General features: G+C 43.6%; 16 protein-coding genes, 1 pseudogene and 2 riboswitches. Of the genes and pseudogenes, 8 read left to right on the top strand and 9 right to left on the bottom strand.

What is annotated here, in order from left to right; all coding sequences use genetic code 11:
• Positions 1-91 precede the first annotated feature (91 nt).
• Together FNL97_RS13050 and FNL97_RS13045 are read left to right on the top strand one after the other, a co-directional pair.
• Positions 92-2326, top strand: a complete 2235-nt coding sequence (locus FNL97_RS13050) for a PAS domain-containing sensor histidine kinase (protein ID WP_143415916.1) — start codon at positions 92-94, stop codon at positions 2324-2326.
• On the top strand, positions 2301-2798 hold the full coding sequence (locus tag FNL97_RS13045; RefSeq protein WP_062677651.1) for a methylated-DNA--[protein]-cysteine S-methyltransferase: 498 nt from the start codon (positions 2301-2303) through the stop codon (positions 2796-2798). The genes FNL97_RS13050 and FNL97_RS13045 overlap by 26 nt, the downstream gene beginning before the upstream one ends.
• A gap of 177 nt (positions 2799-2975) precedes the next feature.
• On the opposite strand, the gene FNL97_RS13040 is transcribed toward FNL97_RS13045, so the two are convergent.
• From FNL97_RS13040 to FNL97_RS13015, 6 genes are all read right to left on the bottom strand, one after another.
• A complete protein-coding gene (locus FNL97_RS13040) occupies positions 2976-3986 on the bottom strand; it encodes an ABC transporter permease (protein WP_143415915.1) in 1011 nt (336 codons plus the stop codon).
• A complete protein-coding gene (locus tag FNL97_RS13035; protein WP_143415914.1) occupies positions 3931-5478 on the bottom strand; it encodes a sugar ABC transporter ATP-binding protein in 1548 nt (515 codons plus the stop codon). The genes FNL97_RS13040 and FNL97_RS13035 overlap by 56 nt, the downstream gene beginning before the upstream one ends.
• On the bottom strand, positions 5475-6620 hold the full coding sequence (locus FNL97_RS13030) for a sugar ABC transporter substrate-binding protein (protein WP_062753678.1): 1146 nt from the start codon (positions 6618-6620) through the stop codon (positions 5475-5477). Before FNL97_RS13030 ends, FNL97_RS13035 begins: the two co-directional genes overlap by 4 nt.
• Positions 6607-7677, bottom strand: coding sequence for an S-methyl-5-thioribose-1-phosphate isomerase (gene mtnA / locus FNL97_RS13025; RefSeq protein ID WP_097354238.1), 1071 nt, complete (start codon positions 7675-7677; stop codon positions 6607-6609). Before mtnA ends, FNL97_RS13030 begins: the two co-directional genes overlap by 14 nt.
• Positions 7678-7699: 22 nt before the next feature.
• The gene (mtnK, locus tag FNL97_RS13020; RefSeq protein WP_143415913.1) at positions 7700-8902 is read right to left on the bottom strand and encodes an S-methyl-5-thioribose kinase; all 1203 of its coding nucleotides are present in this window, start codon (positions 8900-8902) and stop codon (positions 7700-7702) included.
• A 78-nt stretch (positions 8903-8980) separates the two neighbouring features.
• Positions 8981-9145, bottom strand: a riboswitch (SAM riboswitch).
• A 107-nt stretch (positions 9146-9252) separates the two neighbouring features.
• The gene (locus tag FNL97_RS13015) at positions 9253-10056 is read right to left on the bottom strand and encodes a carbon-nitrogen family hydrolase (protein WP_143415912.1); all 804 of its coding nucleotides are present in this window, start codon (positions 10054-10056) and stop codon (positions 9253-9255) included.
• 97 nt (positions 10057-10153) lie between these two features.
• On the opposite strand from FNL97_RS13015, the gene FNL97_RS13010 reads away from it, so the two are divergent.
• From FNL97_RS13010 to mtnD, 5 genes are all read left to right on the top strand, one after another.
• Positions 10154-11326, top strand: coding sequence for a pyridoxal phosphate-dependent aminotransferase (locus tag FNL97_RS13010; RefSeq protein ID WP_143416334.1), 1173 nt, complete (start codon positions 10154-10156; stop codon positions 11324-11326).
• Positions 11327-11428: 102 nt separating this feature from the next.
• Positions 11429-11537, top strand: a riboswitch (SAM riboswitch).
• Positions 11538-11608: 71 nt separating this feature from the next.
• A complete protein-coding gene (mtnW, locus tag FNL97_RS13005; protein ID WP_143415911.1) occupies positions 11609-12850 on the top strand; it encodes a 2,3-diketo-5-methylthiopentyl-1-phosphate enolase in 1242 nt (413 codons plus the stop codon).
• Positions 12847-13506, top strand: a complete 660-nt coding sequence (mtnX, locus tag FNL97_RS13000) for a 2-hydroxy-3-keto-5-methylthiopentenyl-1-phosphate phosphatase (protein WP_143415910.1) — start codon at positions 12847-12849, stop codon at positions 13504-13506. The genes mtnW and mtnX overlap by 4 nt, the downstream gene beginning before the upstream one ends.
• Complete coding sequence (locus FNL97_RS12995) at positions 13503-14144, top strand: methylthioribulose 1-phosphate dehydratase (protein WP_143415909.1); 642 nt, start codon at positions 13503-13505, stop codon at positions 14142-14144. The genes mtnX and FNL97_RS12995 overlap by 4 nt, the downstream gene beginning before the upstream one ends.
• Before the next feature lie 23 nt (positions 14145-14167).
• The gene (gene mtnD, locus FNL97_RS12990) at positions 14168-14710 is read left to right on the top strand and encodes an acireductone dioxygenase (protein WP_012749529.1); all 543 of its coding nucleotides are present in this window, start codon (positions 14168-14170) and stop codon (positions 14708-14710) included.
• Between the two features lie 42 nt (positions 14711-14752).
• Here mtnD and FNL97_RS12985 read toward each other — a convergent pair whose 3' ends face one another.
• Positions 14753-15484, bottom strand: a complete 732-nt coding sequence (locus FNL97_RS12985) for a ZIP family metal transporter (RefSeq protein WP_062753662.1) — start codon at positions 15482-15484, stop codon at positions 14753-14755.
• Positions 15485-15768: 284 nt separating this feature from the next.
• Between FNL97_RS12985 and FNL97_RS12980 the strand changes: the two genes are divergently transcribed.
• Complete coding sequence (locus tag FNL97_RS12980) at positions 15769-16212, top strand: MarR family winged helix-turn-helix transcriptional regulator (protein ID WP_012749531.1); 444 nt, start codon at positions 15769-15771, stop codon at positions 16210-16212.
• Positions 16213-16407: 195 nt separating this feature from the next.
• On the opposite strand, the pseudogene FNL97_RS12975 reads toward FNL97_RS12980, so the two are convergent.
• Both FNL97_RS12975 and FNL97_RS12970 read right to left on the bottom strand, forming a co-directional pair.
• Positions 16408-16656: pseudogene (locus tag FNL97_RS12975) on the bottom strand (amino acid permease); the annotation flags it as partial.
• Positions 16657-16725: 69 nt separating this feature from the next.
• A complete protein-coding gene (locus tag FNL97_RS12970) occupies positions 16726-17973 on the bottom strand; it encodes an RNA-guided endonuclease InsQ/TnpB family protein (RefSeq protein WP_012748972.1) in 1248 nt (415 codons plus the stop codon).
• Between the last annotated feature and the right edge of the window lie 13 nt (positions 17974-17986).

Genomic DNA, 17986 nt, shown 5'->3' with positions numbered 1-17986 from the left:
TTTTCATGGAATTTTTTGAATAAACAGAAGGAGTAAATTTTTCGGCAGAGAATATATAATAATTTGATATGGTTTGGAAGGAGGGATAAACATGAATAATAGCCTTTCTCCCCGTGAAGAACAAAGCTTGGTAGTGGATGTAAAGTCATTAGAAGAAGAAAATAGACGGTTAAAAGAACGGTTAAATGGCTATTCAATTATTTTTGAGCGATCTTTGGATGCGATTGTCATTTTTAATAAAAATGGCGAATTTGTGGATGTGAATGAAGCGGCATGTCAACTATTCGAAATGGAGAAATATGAATTGATTGGAAAAAAGATGACGATGTTTCTTGACTTAGTCCCTCCGGATATTTTAATGTTTCAGCAATCAATGTTACATAAATTTGGCTCATTTAGCGATGAGCTGCTCATAAAGCTAAGGAACGGAAAAGTGAAACATATTGAGTTTTCAATGAAAAAAGACGCGTTTAACGAATTTGATTTAGTAATTATGCGTGATATTTCCGCTCACAAAGCACTTGAGAGAGAGCGGATTATTCATGAGTTTCTATTTAAAGATGTGTTTAACCGCGCGGTAGATTGCATTGTGATTTTCGATGAATTTGGCCGTTTTATTGATGTGAATCCTGCTTTTTGCATGAGTTTAAACTTAGAAAAAGAGAAGCTGCTAAATTTATCGTTTCAGCAGTTTATCTCTAAAGAATGTGTCGATGATTTTGTGCGTCTTCTTGCTGAATTAAAAGAAAAAGGAACGGCAAAAGGAGAATTGTCGCTCGTCCGTTTTGACGGTACGGTAAAAATGTTTGAACTTACAACGACATCAAACGTATATAGCGGTTTTTACATGGCGATTATGCGAGATGTCACTGAGAGGAAGAATATGGAAATAAAATTGCAAAAAAGTGAAGAAAGATTTCGTGCCATTTTTGAACAAGCTCATGAGGCGATTTTGATTTGGGATGACCAGGGGCATATTTTGAATGCAAATCATGCCGCAAGCCGGACGTTTGAGCTGCCGCTGAATTTACTTGTTCGGAAAAATTTGCTTGATTTTCTTGACCACGATGATGAAAAAGTACAGCGTGTATTTGGAAAATTTCGGAAAACGGGAGAAATCCGCGACGAATTAACATTCCATATGCCAAATGGACAAGATAAACAACTTGAGTTTACGATGAAGCAAGGAGCGATTGATGGCTATCATTTGACTATTTTCCGCAACGTTACAGAACGGAGAAAAATGGAAAGGGAACTGCGCGAGAGTGAACAAAAATTCCGCAGCATTTTTGACCATTCTATGAACGGAATATTATTATGGGGAGAAGGTTATCACATTTTAGATGTGAATCCGATCGCTTGTGAAATTTTTCAAGCAACGAAAGAACAATTGCTTCATCGGCCGATTACAGCGTTTATCCCGGAAAAAGAACGGAAACATTTCTATAAATTGGCTCAACAATGTGATCGTTTGGGAGAAGCGTATGCAGAGATGGATTTTTCAAATGGCGGGAAACAAAAAATTGTAGAGCTTTCACTAAAGAAGGAAATCATCCCAGGTGTAGGAATGATTATGCTGCGTGACATTACTGAAAGAAAAGAAATGGAGTTGCAGCTAAGAAAATCTGATACCCTTAATGTTGTAGGGGAACTTGCCGCGGGCATTGCTCATGAGATCCGCAACCCGATGACGGCGCTAAAAGGATTTATCCAATTATTACAAGGAAGTATTAAAGAGGACTATTCCATGTACTTTAATGTTATTATGTCTGAACTGAAGCGAATCGAATCGATCATTACCGAATTTCTTGTCCTTGCTAAACCGCAGGCGATTCAATATCAACAAAATGATGTATGCAAAATCATGCAAGATACGATCGATTTAATTAGCGCCCAAGCGATGATGCATAACGTGCAAATTGTCACTGATTTCGCGCCGCATGTCCCATTCATTTATTGCGAACCGAACCAATTGAAGCAAGTGTTTATTAATATATTAAAAAATGCGATTGAAGTGATGCCAAAAGGCGGAGAGGTTACTGTTCGAATTAATCGGCTTGATGATAGTCATATCCGCATTTCCATTACAGATCAAGGTTGCGGTATTCCGCAAGATAAAATCAAAAAGCTTGGCCAACCGTTTTATACGACGAAAGAACGCGGTACTGGACTTGGATTGATGGTTAGTTATAAAATTATTGAAGAACATCAAGGAAAAATTGATGTGGAAAGTGAAGTTGACGTTGGTACGACGTTTCATATCACACTTCCGATTGAACGAGTGGAGAAAGAGGATGAACATGAAACTGGAATACAGCATATATAAGTCAGATCTGCTTGGCTGTATTTACGTTATATCCAACGGCGAGGCGATTGTAAGTGTTGAACTTTTTGAGGAAGATTGGCAGCAGCTCCGTCAACAATATGAAATGATAAAAAGCAATTCTCCTTTATTAGAAAACGCTGTACAACAGCTTGACGAATATTTTCATGGCAAACGGAAAGCATTTCACTTGCCTTTAAAATGGAAAGGGACGGAATTTCAGGAACAAGTATGGCAGGCGCTTTGTGAAATTCCGTACGGAACGACGGTCAGCTACAGTGATATTGCTGAAAAAATCGGCCGCCCGAAAGCGGTGCGGGCGGTTGGACAGGCAAATCGAGCAAATGAGCTGGCTATTTTCGTTCCGTGCCATCGAGTGGTTGGAAAAAATGGTTCGCTTACGGGATATGCTGGCAACCGGACAAATGTAAAAGAACGATTATTACAGTTGGAAAGACGGTATCGGACGATATAAAAAAACTAGAAGCAGCACTTGCTTCTAGTTTTTTTACGGCCTGCGTGATGTAACAAATTAGATGTAGTACACTTTGTTTTTTGCAATTGGGCCGGCTTTTAATCATTGCCATCTTTTTTTCGCTCGTCAACTGTCGGCAATGATAGCTTTGTTTATGATTAAGAAGGGGAAACGCTCCTATTTTTTTTGCATGTGCGATAACGCAAGCGCCCCGACTAAAATAGCCCCTTTAATGATATCCTGAGCGTAATACGGAACGTTCATCATCGTTAGTCCATTGAGCAGAACCCCCATTAAAATCGAGCCAAACAGCGTGCCGATGACGTTCGGTTTTCCCGCGCCAAACACGGAAAAGCCGATATAAGCGGCAGCTACTCCATCCATTAAAAAGGAGGCTCCTGCTGATACTTGTCCTGTTCCGATGCGGGAAGCGAGGACAATCCCGCCGAGCGCGGCAAAAAATCCGCTGATCACGTAAGCGTAAGTGCGGTAGCGATTGACAGGGATTCCCGAAAGTCGTGCTGCTTCCCGATTTTCTCCCGTCATATAAAACAATCTTCCTGGTTTGGTATATGTTAAAAATAGATGAGCAACAATGACGACCACTAGCATTAATAAAACAGAAAACGGAATGCCGAATACTTCCCCTTGACCGATAAATAAAAAGGAAGGAATGAATTTGCCCGGCGCCGTTCCTCCGTCTGGAAGCGGCATGTCGTTGTAAATGGAAAATCCTTTCGTGTACGTCAGCTGCACGCCGTTAATCGCATACATCGTCGCCAATGTAGCCAGTAAATCCGGCAATTTTAATTTCACAATTAATAACGAGTTTAATAAGCCGACGGCGACTCCCAGTAAAAGCGGAACAAGCAACGTCACTAGAATTTCCTGGCGGTATAATACGAGTGCCGCGGCGCTTGCGATCGTCGCTAGGCTGACGGTCGAACCAACAGATAAATCAAATCCATCCACAATCAGAGAAAAGGTGATGCCAATAGCGACGAGTGTGACGATGGAAATAGACCGTAAAATATCGCTGAAATTTTCATACGTAAAAAACCGATCAAGAGTAATGCCAAAATAAGCAATGACGACGAGAATGGCAAGCAGTGTGCCATGCTTATATAAAAATTCAAGAAGAGATGGCGCTTGCTTTTTCTTGGCGATCGAAACGGCCGGCTGTGCCATCCAAATCACCTCCGCTGCAGTAATAAATCAATTGTTCATAGGTGATATCACGCGCGGAAACACGTTTAACAAGCTGTCCGCCTACCATGATATAAATCGTATCAGCGATATCGAGCAGTTCTTGAAATTCACTCGTTAAATATAAAATCGCTTTTCCTTCATCGGCGAGGGAGCGGATGATCGAAAATACCTCTTGTTTCGCGTTGACATCAATACCTTTTGTCGGTTCATCAAAAATGAATACATCAGCGTTTGTCTTTAACCATTTGCCAATGACGACTTTTTGTTGATTGCCGCCGCTTAGCTGTTTGACAACCGCTTGCGGAAAAGGCGGATGAATTCGTAATACATCCACTAAATGTTGAGCAACTTGTGTTTCTTTCTTTTGCAACACCCATTGCCACTTTGTTAATGATGATAATAGCCGAACCGTAAGATTCGTACGGACTGTTTCATCTAAGAAAAGCCCTTGTTTTCTCCGCTCTTCCGGAATAAGGCAGATTCCAGCCGCAATCGCTTCTTTTGGCGAGGAGAACGTATAACGCTTTCCATTGATCCACCATTCTCCCGTCGCTTTTGTATGGGCGATTAGACTTTCGGCGAGTTCGGTTTTCCCGGCTCCAGCAAGTCCGGCAATGCCGACGATTTCCCCTTTATGAATTTCCAAATCGACGGTTGTGCCTGTTTTCGCGATGCGCAGCTGTTCCACTTTGAAAAGAATGTCATCACTGTATGTGCGTGCTTCTTTTTGCACGGTTGTATAAACGCGTCCAACCATATGTTGAATCATTTCTTCTAGTGAAAGGGTGGAAACATCGCCATGGTGGACGACGTTTCCGTCACGCAAGATGGTGACGCGGTCGCAAATCTCTTTTACCTCTTTCAATTTGTGAGAAATATAAATGAATGAAACTCCCTGTGCTTTTAAATCGTTGATAATTGTAAACAGCCGCTTCGTCTCTGTTTCACTGAGCGCGGCGGTCGGCTCATCTAAAATAATGTATCGGGCCGATGAGGAGAGCACTTTTGCTAAAACGATGAGCTGTTTTTCATGCAAGGTGCATTCGCGAATAAGCTTGTTCGGCGAAATCGACAGACCAACTTGGCGCAAAAGCTTTGCGGCCCGATGTTTTTGCTGTTTCCATGAAAGAAGAGGCTTTTGTTTTGTATCAACGATGTCGCTAGCAGCAATATTTTCATAGACGGTCAGCGATGGAAACAGGGCGGTATCGACCTCTTGAACAACTAATCCAATGCCTGCTTTTTTCGCATCAGCAGGAGAAGAAAATCGGCGCTCTTCTCCATCTATTGTTATCGTGCCTTTGTCTGGAAAAAGGGCGCCGGCGAGAATTTTCATCAATGTGCTTTTCCCAGCTCCGTTCATCCCTAAAAGGGCGTGAACTTCTCCTTTTTGTACATGGAGATTCACGCCGTTTAATACGTTTACCGTGCCAAACGATTTATAAATATTGTTCATATAAAGACCGTTCATTTGTTTTTCACCTGTGCTTCCAATGTTTTCATCCAAGGGGAAATGGCAACATTTGATTGCCCCCAGCCGGAAATGTATTCATGAAGCTCATTCATCGAAACTTGTTGGTTAGGCAAATCGGATCGTTTGACTAAATGCGGTTCTAGTGAATAAATGTTTGGCGTTTTCTCGCCAGCAATTTTTTGATACGCAAAGCGAACTTGAACGCGACCGACTTCGGCTGGATCCGTTGCTGTTGTAGCGACCCAAGGGCTGTTTGGCTTTTGCATCATTTGCAAATCTTCATCGCTTAAATCGATGCCATATACTTTAATTTCATTGCGTCCTGCTTGCTCGATCGCACGCGTTGCGCCTTTGGCAAATTCATCCCAAGTCGCAAACACTGCGTCAATATCGCCTTTATTCGGATATTTTTTCAAAATCGCTTCCATTTGCGTTTGTGTGTCTAAAGCGGTATTGGCGCTGGCCGTACCAAATTTCGCCACTTCTTTGATGTTCGGATAGCGTTTTTTAAACGCATCGTAAATCACATGACGACGTTCCATCGGTGTAAATCCGCCAACCCAAATGGTGACGATGTTTCCTTCGCCGTTTAAGTCTTCGGCCAATGTTTTTAACGTTTTCCATGCAAGGCTGTAGTCATCTTGGTCAATCACTGTTACGCCTGGGATGTTTAAATCGTTATCGAATGCGACAACAGGAATGCCTTTTTCGACTGCTTTTTTCACCGGACCTTCCAACGCATCAGCGCGTCCGTGATCTAATAGAATCGCATCGACGTTTTGCGTAATGGCTGTTTCGACATAGGAAGCCATTTTCGTTAAGTCGTTATCCGCATTGTAAATTTGCACTTCGCCGCCAAATTTTTGCACTTGTTCTTTTACGCCAGCGATATACTGAGAAGAAAACGTGCCGATCGACATTTGCATAATGGCGGCAATTTTTATTGGTTTTTTTAATTCTTCAGGGATATCTGCTTGTTCGGTTGTTGCAGCTGTTGTTTCGCTTGCTTCTTCGGCCGTGCTGTTTTCTTGTTTGGCCGGTTTCGAACTGACGGCGTCTTGTTCATTCATGCAGCCGCTAAGGATGACGATAATGGAAAAAAGAAATGCGACTAAATAGTTAAGTCTAAATTGCTTCATGGTGAGCCTCCTTTGCAAACAGTGCTGGCAGTTCAGTTTCATAATTGCCGCGGACGATCCCTTTTTCGGTAATAATGGCCGTGATAAGGTCGTGCGGTGTTACATCGAACGCTGGATTATAAACGTTTACTCCTTCTGGAGCGATTCGCGTTCCGGCGATATGCGTCACTTCCTCTGGATTGCGTTCTTCAATCGGAATTTCTTCCCCTGTTTTGGTTGCTAAATCAATGGTCGATAATGGCGCGGCGACATAAAATGGAATGCCAAACGCTTTAGCGAGCAGCGCCAGTCCAAAGGTGCCGATTTTGTTGGCAGTGTCACCGTTGGCGGCAATTCGGTCGGCGCCGACAATGACAGCGGTAATGTTTTTCGCCTTGATCGTCTGCGCCGCCATATTGTCGGTAATAAGAGTGACGTCTACACCCGCTTGCATCAATTCCCACGTCGTCAATCTTGCCCCTTGCAGGACCGGACGTGTTTCCGACGCGTAAACATGAAGATTCATCCCTTTTTCTTTCGCCAAATAAAACGGAGCAAGCGCCGTGCCATAGCGGGCGGTTGCGATCGAACCAGCATTGCAAATGGTTAAAACGCGGTCGCCGTTTTGAAATAAGGAAAGCGCATGCTCTCCGATGCGGCGGCATACATCTTCATCTTCAATTTGAATGCGAATCGCTTCATGGATGAGCGTCGTTTTTGCTTCGTTAACAGAGGAAACGTGGGCGATGCTGGAAACAAGCCGGTCTAATGCCCAAAACAAGTTCACTGCGGTTGGACGAGAGCTTGCTAAGTAGTCGCGGTCCTTTCGCACGTGCTCTTTAAATTTTTCCAGTGATTCTGTTTCATATTGCTGTGCAGAAAGAGCGAGGCCGTAAGCAGCCGTAATGCCGATCGCCGGTGCGCCGCGTACTTTTAACGTGGCGATTGCGTCCCGTACATCTTCAATATCTTTTAATTCCAAATATTCCGTCACTAATGGTAGCTTTTGTTGATTCAAAATTGTAATATGAGTGTCGTTCCATTCCACAGAGCGCGGGATTGTGAATGGTTCTGCCATTATGGTCCTTCCTTTCATTGTGTTAATTCGTTGCTGCAAGCACTGTTTGTGCGAAAAGGGAACGGATTTCTTTAGTGCTAGATAATGTTTCACGTTGCAAAATGAGGCTTCTACCAAGACGAAGGGCATAACGTTTTGCTTGTAAGCGTTCCTCTTTATCCTCAATGCCATCAAGGTCAGCAACATGTGCTAGCCCAATCGTGCGGCGGATGACTTCACATCCGGCAAAGCCGATCGCGTCAATAAACGTGTGATGCAGCACGTCTTCTAATAATCCTTCTGTTTTTGCATATGGTTCTACATTGTGAGTGCGCCAAAGATCAGAAAAGACTGTCGAGAATACATCCCAAGTTTTGTCGATATGAGCAAATAACGGTTCTTGTTGTTGTTCTGGGCGGGACAACGCATTTAACAGCAAGTTTGCGAAAAATTGGCCGATGTCAAAACCGAACGGGCCATAAAACGCAAACTCTGGATCAATGATTTTCGTTTCTTCGTCGCTGGCGAAAATGCTTCCAGTATGCAAATCACCGTGGATGAGCGCATCTCCTCCGGTTAAAAACTTGCGCTTTAATTTGGCGACTTCTAAGCGGAGCTTGTCATCGTTCCAAAGCGCTTCTACATCATCGCGAAGCTCGTCTTCAAAGTTGTTCGTTTCATGATTAAAGAACGGATCGGTAAATACAAGGTCTTCGGTGATTTTGCATAATTCCGGATTAACAAAACTTTGCGCCAGTTGTTTTTTTTCTTGTTGATTCATGCCAAAGTCGGAAGTGTAAAACGATGTCTTTGCGATAAATTCGCCAATATGCTGCGATAAAAGCGGATATGTTTTTCCTTCAATCAACCCTTTGCGGGCGATTTGCAAGTGAGATAAATCTTCCATAACGGTAATTGCCAAAGATTCATCGGAATAGTATACTTTTGGCACGTATTGCGGAACATAGCTTGCGAATGTGCGCAGCGCATTGCTTTCAATAACAGCGCGTTTTAATGTGAGCGGCCAGCTTTCACCGACTACTTTTGCGTACGGGAGCGCTTGCTTTACGATGATTCCTTTCTTCGTTTGCTGATCGACGATGCGGAAAACAAGATTTAAGTTGCCGTCGCCGATTTCGCGGCAGGCAAGCGGTGTTCCTTCCGGAAAGAGCCCAAGCCGGACTGCCAAAGAAATGGCGCCTTGTTCCGTTAATGGTTCATAAACCGATGGATGAGAAACTGACATAATGCAAATCCTCCTTCATGTAAATTAAAAAGCCTCTTTCTGCATAGAAAGAGGCTTGAAGATTCCGTATCTTCGCACCTCTTATCTTTCAGAAAGACCTAGTCTTTCTGTTGGACTTAGCACCGTGCCCTGCGGAAGTAGCGAACTTCCGGCGCCAAAAAAGTGCGCCCTATCTCACGATAGTATTACGGTCGGTTGCTGGGCTTCATTGGGCCAATTCCCTCAGCCAACTCTTGATAAGAGTATGTCAGCATATTCACTTTTTTTTAATTTTCGTTATGTTGGCAATTTTGATGTTTTGTGCTTGATTCGAATCATACATGGTCATGAACCGATTTGTCAACACTTTTTTAAAAATTTTTTTCGGCAGCGATGTAATCGTCAGCGCGGCGATCCGCAAAAATCGGGATTTGTTTTCGCACTTCACTTACTTTTTTTAGATCGATTTGTGCCATTAACGTGCAAGGTTCTTCATTTGCTTCTGCAACGATTTCTCCCCATGGGTCAATTATCAGAGAATGGCCGGCAAAGACATTGTTTGGGTCGCTGCCAGCGCGGTTGCATGCGATGACGTAGCATTGATTTTCAATCGCGCGCGCCGCAAGCAGTGTACGCCAATGCGAAAGGCGAGGAAGCGGCCACTCGGCGACGACAAATAACACTTCCGCCCCTTGGACCATATGGATGCGAATCCATTCTGGGAAGCGGATGTCATAACAAATGACGCCTGCACATCGAGTGTTTTCTAATGTGAACAATCCCATTTCTTCCCCTGGCTGTAAGTAAAGATGTTCATCCATCAGCTGGAACAAATGGAGTTTGCTATATTCGCCAACGATGATGCCGTTTCGGTCGGCGATGTACATCGTATTGGTGACGCCGCGATCTGTTTTTCTGGCAATTGATCCAGCGACAATATTGACATGATGCGACTTGGCAAGTTTTTGAATGAACGCTTTTGTACGCATACCGCCCTCATCGGCAATCTCATCGAGTCTGGTTAAGTCATAGCCAGTCGTCCATAGTTCAGGAAGGACGATAATATCTGGGTGATTTTTTGAAATTTTTTCTATCTCTCTTTCAACGCGCCGTTCGTTTTCATTAGGATTGCCAAAAGCGATATCTAGCTGAAGACATGCGATTTTTATCGTCATGAACATTCACCTCGAAAAAATTTTACTTTACATTTTGATTTTTACGATATATGATTTTGCACTAGAATTTCAAGAAATTTTTGAGAAGGTGTTCATGATGAAACAGTTTCCTCCATCCGAGTTATTGCAGAGCCTTCCAAAACAGTTTTTTGCTTCGCTTGTCGATAAAGTCGCAAAAAAAATGGCGGAGGGGCATGACATCATCAATTTAGGGCAAGGAAACCCCGACCAGCCGACGCCGCCGCATATCGTTGAGGCGATGCAAAAAGCGGTGGCGAACCCGAAATATCACAAATATTCGCCATTTCAAGGATATTCCTTTTTGAAACGCGCCGTTGCTGCGTTTTATGAACGCGAATACGGCGTTGCCATTGATCCGGAAAAAGAAGTGGCGATTTTGTTTGGCGGAAAGGCAGGGCTTGTAGAGATTCCGCAATGTTTAGCCAATCCAGGCGATATTGTGCTCGTGCCTGACCCGGGATATCCGGATTATTGGTCGGGGATTGCGCTGGCCCGTGCGAAAATGGTGATGATGCCATTGCGTGCGGAAAATCAGTTTTTGCCTGATTATGCTGAAATTCCTGAACATATCGCAGAAAAAGCAAAAATCATGTTTTTAAACTATCCGAATAACCCGACTGGGGCGATCGCTTCTAAGGAGTTCTTTGAAGAAACAGTGTCGTTTGCTGCAAAACACGGAATTTGCGTCGTTCATGATTTTGCTTACGGTGCGATTGGCTTTGACGGAAAAAAACCGGTCAGCTTTCTCCAAGCAGAGGGGGCAAAAGAAATTGGCGTTGAAATTTATACATTCTCCAAAACATATAATATGGCGGGCTGGCGCGTGGCGTTTGCCGTTGGAAATGAGAGTGTGATCGCGGCGATTAACTTGCTGCAAGACCATTTATATGTGAGTTTGTTTGGCGCCATTCAAGAAGCGGCGGCAACCGCATTGCTTTCTTCGCAGCGCTGCGTGGAAGAGCTTGTCGCACTGTATGAATCGCGGCGCAATACGCTTATTGACGCGTTGCGGCAAATTGGCTGGGATGTTGCCGCTCCAAAAGGTTCATTTTTTGCGTGGCTTCCGGTGCCGAACGGATGGACATCGGAGCGTTTTTCTGACTATTTGCTGGAAAAAGCGCATGTCGTTGTCGCGCCGGGAATTGGATTCGGCAAGCATGGCGAAGGCTATGTGCGCGTCGGATTATTAACAAGCGAATCCCGCCTGCAAGAAGCGGCGGAACGGATTGCGAAGCTTGGTCTTTTCTAAAATGGGTTAAAAAATGATTGACAGAGCGAAAAAATACTGTCATAATTCAAATTAAATTTGCGAGCGAGAATAGTTTGAAAAGTGAATACGATATTGCAAGCATTCTTATCAAGAGCAGGCGGAGGGACAAGCCCAATGAAGCCCGGCAACCGGCTTAACGATGGTTAAGCACGGTGCTAATTCTTGCAGCGGAAACGCTGAGAGATAAGAAGAGCGTGAATAAATAAAGCCTCTTCTTATGAAGAGGTTTTTTTGATGGATGAACAGAAAAGAGGGATGATCATGAGTCAAGTAATTGCCACATATCTTATTCACGATGAAAAAGATTTAGAGAAAAAGGCGGAAGGAATCGCGCTTGGGCTGACCGTTGGTTCGTGGACGGATTTGCCGCTTCTTGAGCAGGAACAATTGCGCAAGCATAAAGGAGTAGTTGTAAGCGTGCAAGAACTCGAGGAGAGCGAACGCGTCAACCGTTACTTTGGAAAACGATTGAAGCGTGGAATCGTTCGCATTGCGTACCCGAGCTTAAACTTTAGCGCGGATATTCCGGCGCTTTTAACGACGGTGTTTGGCAAATTGTCGCTGGATGGAGAAGTGAGATTGCTAGATTTAACGTTTTCCGACGAATGGAAAAGAAAGTTTCCTGGCCCGCGTTTTGGCATTGACGGAATCCGTAAAAAATTGGATGTATATGACCGTCCGCTTCTGATGAGCATTTTTAAAGGGGTTATCGGCCGCGATTTAGCTTACTTATCCGAGCAGCTGAAACAACAAGCGCTCGGCGGGGTCGATCTGGTGAAAGACGATGAAATTTTGTTTGAAAACGAATTAACGCCGTTTGAAAAGCGAATTACGGCTGGAAAAGCGGTGTTAAACGAAGTGTACGAAAAGACAGGAAAACGGACGTTATATGCGGTGAACTTGACTGGAAAAACGTTCGAATTGAAGGAGAAAGCAAAACGCGCAGTCGAATTAGGAGCTGATGTATTGTTATTTAACGTATTTGCGTACGGTTTGGATGTGCTCCAAGGGTTGCGAGAAGATGATGAGATCACCATTCCGATCATGGCTCATCCGGCATTCAGTGGGGCGCTTACTCCATCGGAGTTTTACGGAATAAAAGCATCCTTGCTGCTTGGCAAATTGCTTCGCCTTGTTGGGGCGGATTTTGTGCTTTTTCCATCGCCATACGGAAGCGTTGCCCTTGATAAAGAAGAGGCGCTTGGCATTGCCGAGGAGTTAACGAATGATAAGGAGCCGTTTAAACGGTCGTTCCCAGTTCCGTCAGCTGGCATTCATCCAGGGCTTGTGCCATTATTGTTCCGCGATTTTGGCATAGATAGCATCGTCAATGCAGGCGGCGGCATACACGGACATCCAGACGGAGCGACAGGCGGCGGCAGAGCATTTCGCGCTGCGATCGATGCGGCTCTTGCCGGAAAATCGCTTCATGAAGCAGCGCGCGAAAATGAGGCATTGCGAAAGGCGATTGACTTATGGGGCGCAGTAGAGGTGACATCATGACAAAACCAATCATCTTTTGTGATTTTGATGGGACGATTACAGACAATGACAACATTATCGCGATTATGAAACGGTTTGCGCCGCCGGAGTGGGAAACGTTAAAAGACGATATATTATCACAGCGCATCTCGGTGCAAGAAGGGGTTGGCGCGATGTTTTCCCTTCTTCCATCGGGTTGGAAAGAAGAGATTGTCGATTTCATTTTACAAAATGCCCGCATCCGTGACGGGTTTCGCGAATTTGTCGCGTTTACGAAGGAACGTGATATTTCGCTATATGTCATAAGCGGCGGCATCGACTTTTTTGTCTATCCGCTTTTAGAAGGGCTCATCGAAAAAGACCGCATCTTTTGCAATGGCTCTGATTTCAGCGGAGAGACAATTCGCATTACATGGCCGCATTCATGTGATGAACAGTGTCAAAACGGCTGCGGCTGCTGCAAGCCGTCGCTGCTGCGAAAATTGACAAAGCCAGATGCCTTTCATATCGTCATCGGCGATTCGATCACTGATTTAGCAGTGGCAAAGCTGGCGGATCATGTTATCGCCCGTGACTTTTTGCTGCAAAAATGCCAAGAACTAGATATTCCGCATACGCCGTTTACAACGTTTTTCGATGTCATTCATTTTCTGGAGACGATGGAGGTGAAGTCATGAGTTTGCTCCTAAAGAGATGGAAAGAGCTTGCCGAGGTAAAAGCAGAATTGGCGGCGCGCGATTGGTTTTTCGCCACAAGCGGAAACTTGTCGATCAAGGTAACCGATGACCCGCTCACTTTTTTAGTCACGGCAAGCGGCAAAGACAAACGCAAGCAGACAGACGAAGATTTTTTGCTTGTCGACGCTTCCGGAAATCCAGTGGAGAATACGAATTTAAAGCCGTCTGCCGAAACGCTTTTGCATGTGGAAATTTACAAGAAAACGAACGCGGGCTGCAGCCTCCACGTCCATACGATCGACAATAATGTTATCTCCGAATTGTACGGAGATGAGGGAGAAGTTGCGTTTTCCGGCCAGGAAATTATTAAAGCGTTTGGGATTTGGGAAGAAGATGCGGTCATCCGCATTCCGATTATTCCGAATTACGCGCATATTCCAACGCTTGCGAAGGAATTTGCCAAGCATGTAAACGGCGACGCCGGCGCGGTATTGATCCGCAACCATGGCATCACCGTCTGGGGGCGGGATGCGTTTGAGGCGAAGAAGTTTTTAGAAGCATGGGAGTTTTTATTCAGCTGGCACGTCAAGTGGCTGCTTCTAAAGCAGGCCGCCGTGCTGCCGGTTGTTAAACCATAAAATTGATAAAGGGGGAAATTCCAATGGCAGTAATCAAAGTGAGAAAAACGGGAGAAGTGATTGAAGGGGAAGAAAATGTCCGCAGCTTTTTAAACAAACAAGGCGTGTTGTACGAGCATTGGGACATTAACAAACTGCCGGAACATTTGCGCGACAAATATGTATTGACCGACGAAGAAAAAGAGGAAATTTTGGCAACGTTTAAAGAAGAAATTGAAGATTTGGCGGCGAGAAGAGGCTACAAAACTTGGGATATCGTCGCTTTATCGGATGCGACGCCGAATTTGGATGAACTGTTGAAAAAATTTGAACAAGTGCACATTCATACGGAAGACGAGGTGCGCGCTATTACTGCTGGCCATGGCATTTTTATCATCAAAGGGGACAGCGAAACAGGCTATTTTGATGTCGAACTTGAAGCGGGCGATGTCATTTCCGTGCCGGAAGGAAACCCGCATTATTTCACCTTAATGGATGACCGCCAAGTCGTCGCCGTCCGCCTGTTTATCGATCCGTCCGGCTGGGTCGCCCATCCGTACGAAGAAAAAGAAGAAGTAGGCCAGTAATGGCGGTAACCCCCTGTCTCCTTCGGGCAGGGGGTGTTTTTATTAAAACGATTCTACTAAAAAAATCATAAATAATATGCCAATGATAAACGAATAGGTAGATGTCCGCTCATTTCCATCCCCATGGCTTTCCGGAATGAGTTCTTTATAAATAATAAACAACATTGCACCTGCGGCGAATGCAAGGCCATACGGGACGAGCTCGCGAAAAAAGGATGTTAAATAAAATCCGAGAAGTGATGTCACGATTTCAACCGCTCCTGTAAGTGTAGCGATGATAAATGCCTTCCATCTTCCAATCTGTTGATGAATTAAAAAAAGCGCGACTAAAAATCCTTCCGGAGCGTTTTGTAATCCAATGGCTAGCGCGATTAAATTACCTGTTTCCGATACGTTCGAAGCATAGCTGACCCCGACCGACAATCCTTCTGGAATGTTATGTAACGTAATGGCTGCAATAATGAGCATCGCTTTTTCATCAAACTGAATTCCTTTTTTTGTATGTTCTAAATCAATATGCGGAACCGTCATTTCCAAAATGGTTAAAATAAGGACTCCAAAAAATAACCCGATTGTTAAAGTGAAAAAACTGCCTGCCTGTAATGCTTCAGGAATTAAACTCATCATGGAAGCCGCCATCATAATTCCAGCTGAAAACGCCAGCAATATGTCCCGCCAGCGGTGAGTAATCGATTTCGCCAAAAATAAAATTGGGATCGCACCTAATCCAGTGGATAACGCGGAAAGTATACTCCCAATGAATACTTGTTTCATCAAATCCTCCTTTCCGTACCTTTAGTGTTTTTATATGCGTTTTGAAATAAAAGGTGATAACCGCCCAAGGAATAAGTATAATTTTATCATATACTAAATAAACAAAAATAACCAAATAGCGAGTATTCTCGCTTGCCGGAACGCAGGTTTCCTAAAAAAGATTTGCACCGTGTTTAATATTTCAAGTATAATGCAAATAAGAAAATATTTTTAGAGAAGAGAATGATGGAATATAAATACTGACAATGGCGTTGAATTTAACCGACAAAAGGGTTTGATTGTGGATGACGAGGGAGAAAGACATTGAACAATCGCTAAAATTGTTTATCGTATTATCAAGAGCATATCGATCTGTCGGCGATCAAGTGAATAAGTCGATTCAATCATTTGGCGTGAATCCGACGGAGTTTGCGGTCTTAGAACTGCTTTACCATAAAGGGGATCAGCCGTTGCAGCAAATTGGCGGAAAAATTTTGCTCGCTAGCGGCAGCATTACATATGTAATAGACAAGCTGGAGCAAAAAGGGTTAATTGTGCGAAAAGCATGTGAAACAGACCGCCGTGTCACATATGCTTCGATTACGGAAAAGGGAAGAGCGTTTATCGAAAAGGTTTTCCCAGAGCATGCGCAAACGATTCACGAAACCGTTTCCGGCTTGACTCCTGAAGAAAAGGAACAGGCGATTGCGTTATTGAAAAAGCTGGGATACGGTGCAAAAAGAGAATAGCTGTTCGTCTAAAATAAGTGGCTGCTTATTGCAGCCACTTATTTTTTGAAAAAAGGGATAAGCTATAAAAGGAAAAGGAGGAGATAATTTATGATGATCCCAGTTGGGGTGTCCAATCGCCATATTTTGTGAATGCTGTTCAAACGAAACGACATTGAACATTTTCCTGACAAGCTAGCTAGGACACCGTACTCATTATGCCGACATTTTTTGTGTTTCCTCTGATTGCTGTGCCGCTTTTTTCACTTGCGGATAGAAGAAGATGCCGCTTAGAAGCAGGATGACCCCAAGCATAAACGTTTTGATATCCGCGGTGCTGGCGATGATGACCCAGATGGAATAGATAGTCGCAAAAGCAGCGATCACCCCATCGATGATGCGGCCCCGCGCCGTCTCCTTGTACGTTTCGCCGGTCAGCGCCAGTTTCAATTGGAAGACAGAGGCGGTGAACTACCCCCACTTAATTTTCTAGCGAAAATTTGAAGTGGGGGCTTCCAAAGAAGTTTGACTGCTTCAAGCAATCCTTATTCTTTGAGGCGTGTCCACTTCGCCGCTAGAGCATAAGACACTCAGGTCTACAGCTTTACTTTTCTTTAAGATGTTTAATGCACCATTGACATCAGCATTAATTAGTTTGCCAGACTTTGTTCGATACAAGCCGCGCTTAATACGTTTGCCGCTGAACTTATATTCTTTTGGATTGTCGGCATTATATTCAGGAATCTCATCGCCGTCAAAAAAGCTGGCTTGAGACGTATATGATTCTTCCTGTTTCAAGAATTCAATGCCGTAAAATTTACAAAGATATTCTAGTTTTTCTTTTATGTTACCGAGAGGAATATTGACAAAGTTTTGATTTGTCTTTTTTCCTAGATTCATATTGCGCTGCCATGTTTCCGCATAGCCAATGACAAGTTTGCCAATTTGATTTTCAATACAGTAGTTTATGATGTAACGGCAAGTCTTGTTGATATAATCATTCACTTTATTATTGCGATTCATAGCAAGCAAAGCTTGTTTACGGGTTGTACCTTTGATTTTTTGCTTATCTTTAATGCTTTGAAGTCTGGCATTTTCTTTGTTAAACCATTGATTAATACTTTTTAATCTCCGCCCATCAATGATGAACGATCTGCCGTCTGATGTGACACAAGTGGCAAGATTATTCACTCCTAAATCAATCGCCAGTGCTTTTTGGTCATTTAATTCTCTTTGATCTTCAGGCATTTCATATTTGTACTGAATCTCAAAGAACCTGGCATGATGTTTAGGAATGATTTCAATCTGCTTAATCTTTTTGTCCAGTAACACAGGCGGAATCGTTATCGTGATAGGCTTATGAGTCTTTTTAAATAGGCGAGAATACGGTATCGTGAATTTGTTGCCGTCTATACGAATTTGACCAATGATTAGTGAATGAAAGCCATCTTTTTTAAGATATTTTGGGATACTGATAGCCTTGTAGTCATATTTGCCTTGTTTGGCTAGTTTTACTAAGCCAAAGAAAGATTTAAAAGCCTCATTAACCTTTTTTAAAATTTGCTGTGCCATGTTGCTGTTCAACAGCTTATAGTTTTCGTTCGTTTTTGCAAGATGATAGTTTTTCTCATAATTAAGAAATTCCTTGTGTTCAAAATAGTATTGTCTGACATTGTACAATCCGACGTTGTACATGTTCTTGGCAATATGGCACAGTTCTCGAAGAGTCAAGTATTCTTCTTTGGTCAAACCATTTAGCTGTTGTTTGATACAAAAATACATTTTTTCACCTCCC

The sequence above is a fragment of the Geobacillus sp. E263 genome, from assembly GCF_007197795.1.
GTDB lineage: Bacteria > Bacillota > Bacilli > Bacillales > Anoxybacillaceae > Parageobacillus_B > Parageobacillus_B toebii.
The sequence above is the reverse complement of the archived record's forward strand: the minus strand, read 5'-3'. Positions and strand labels throughout refer to the sequence as shown.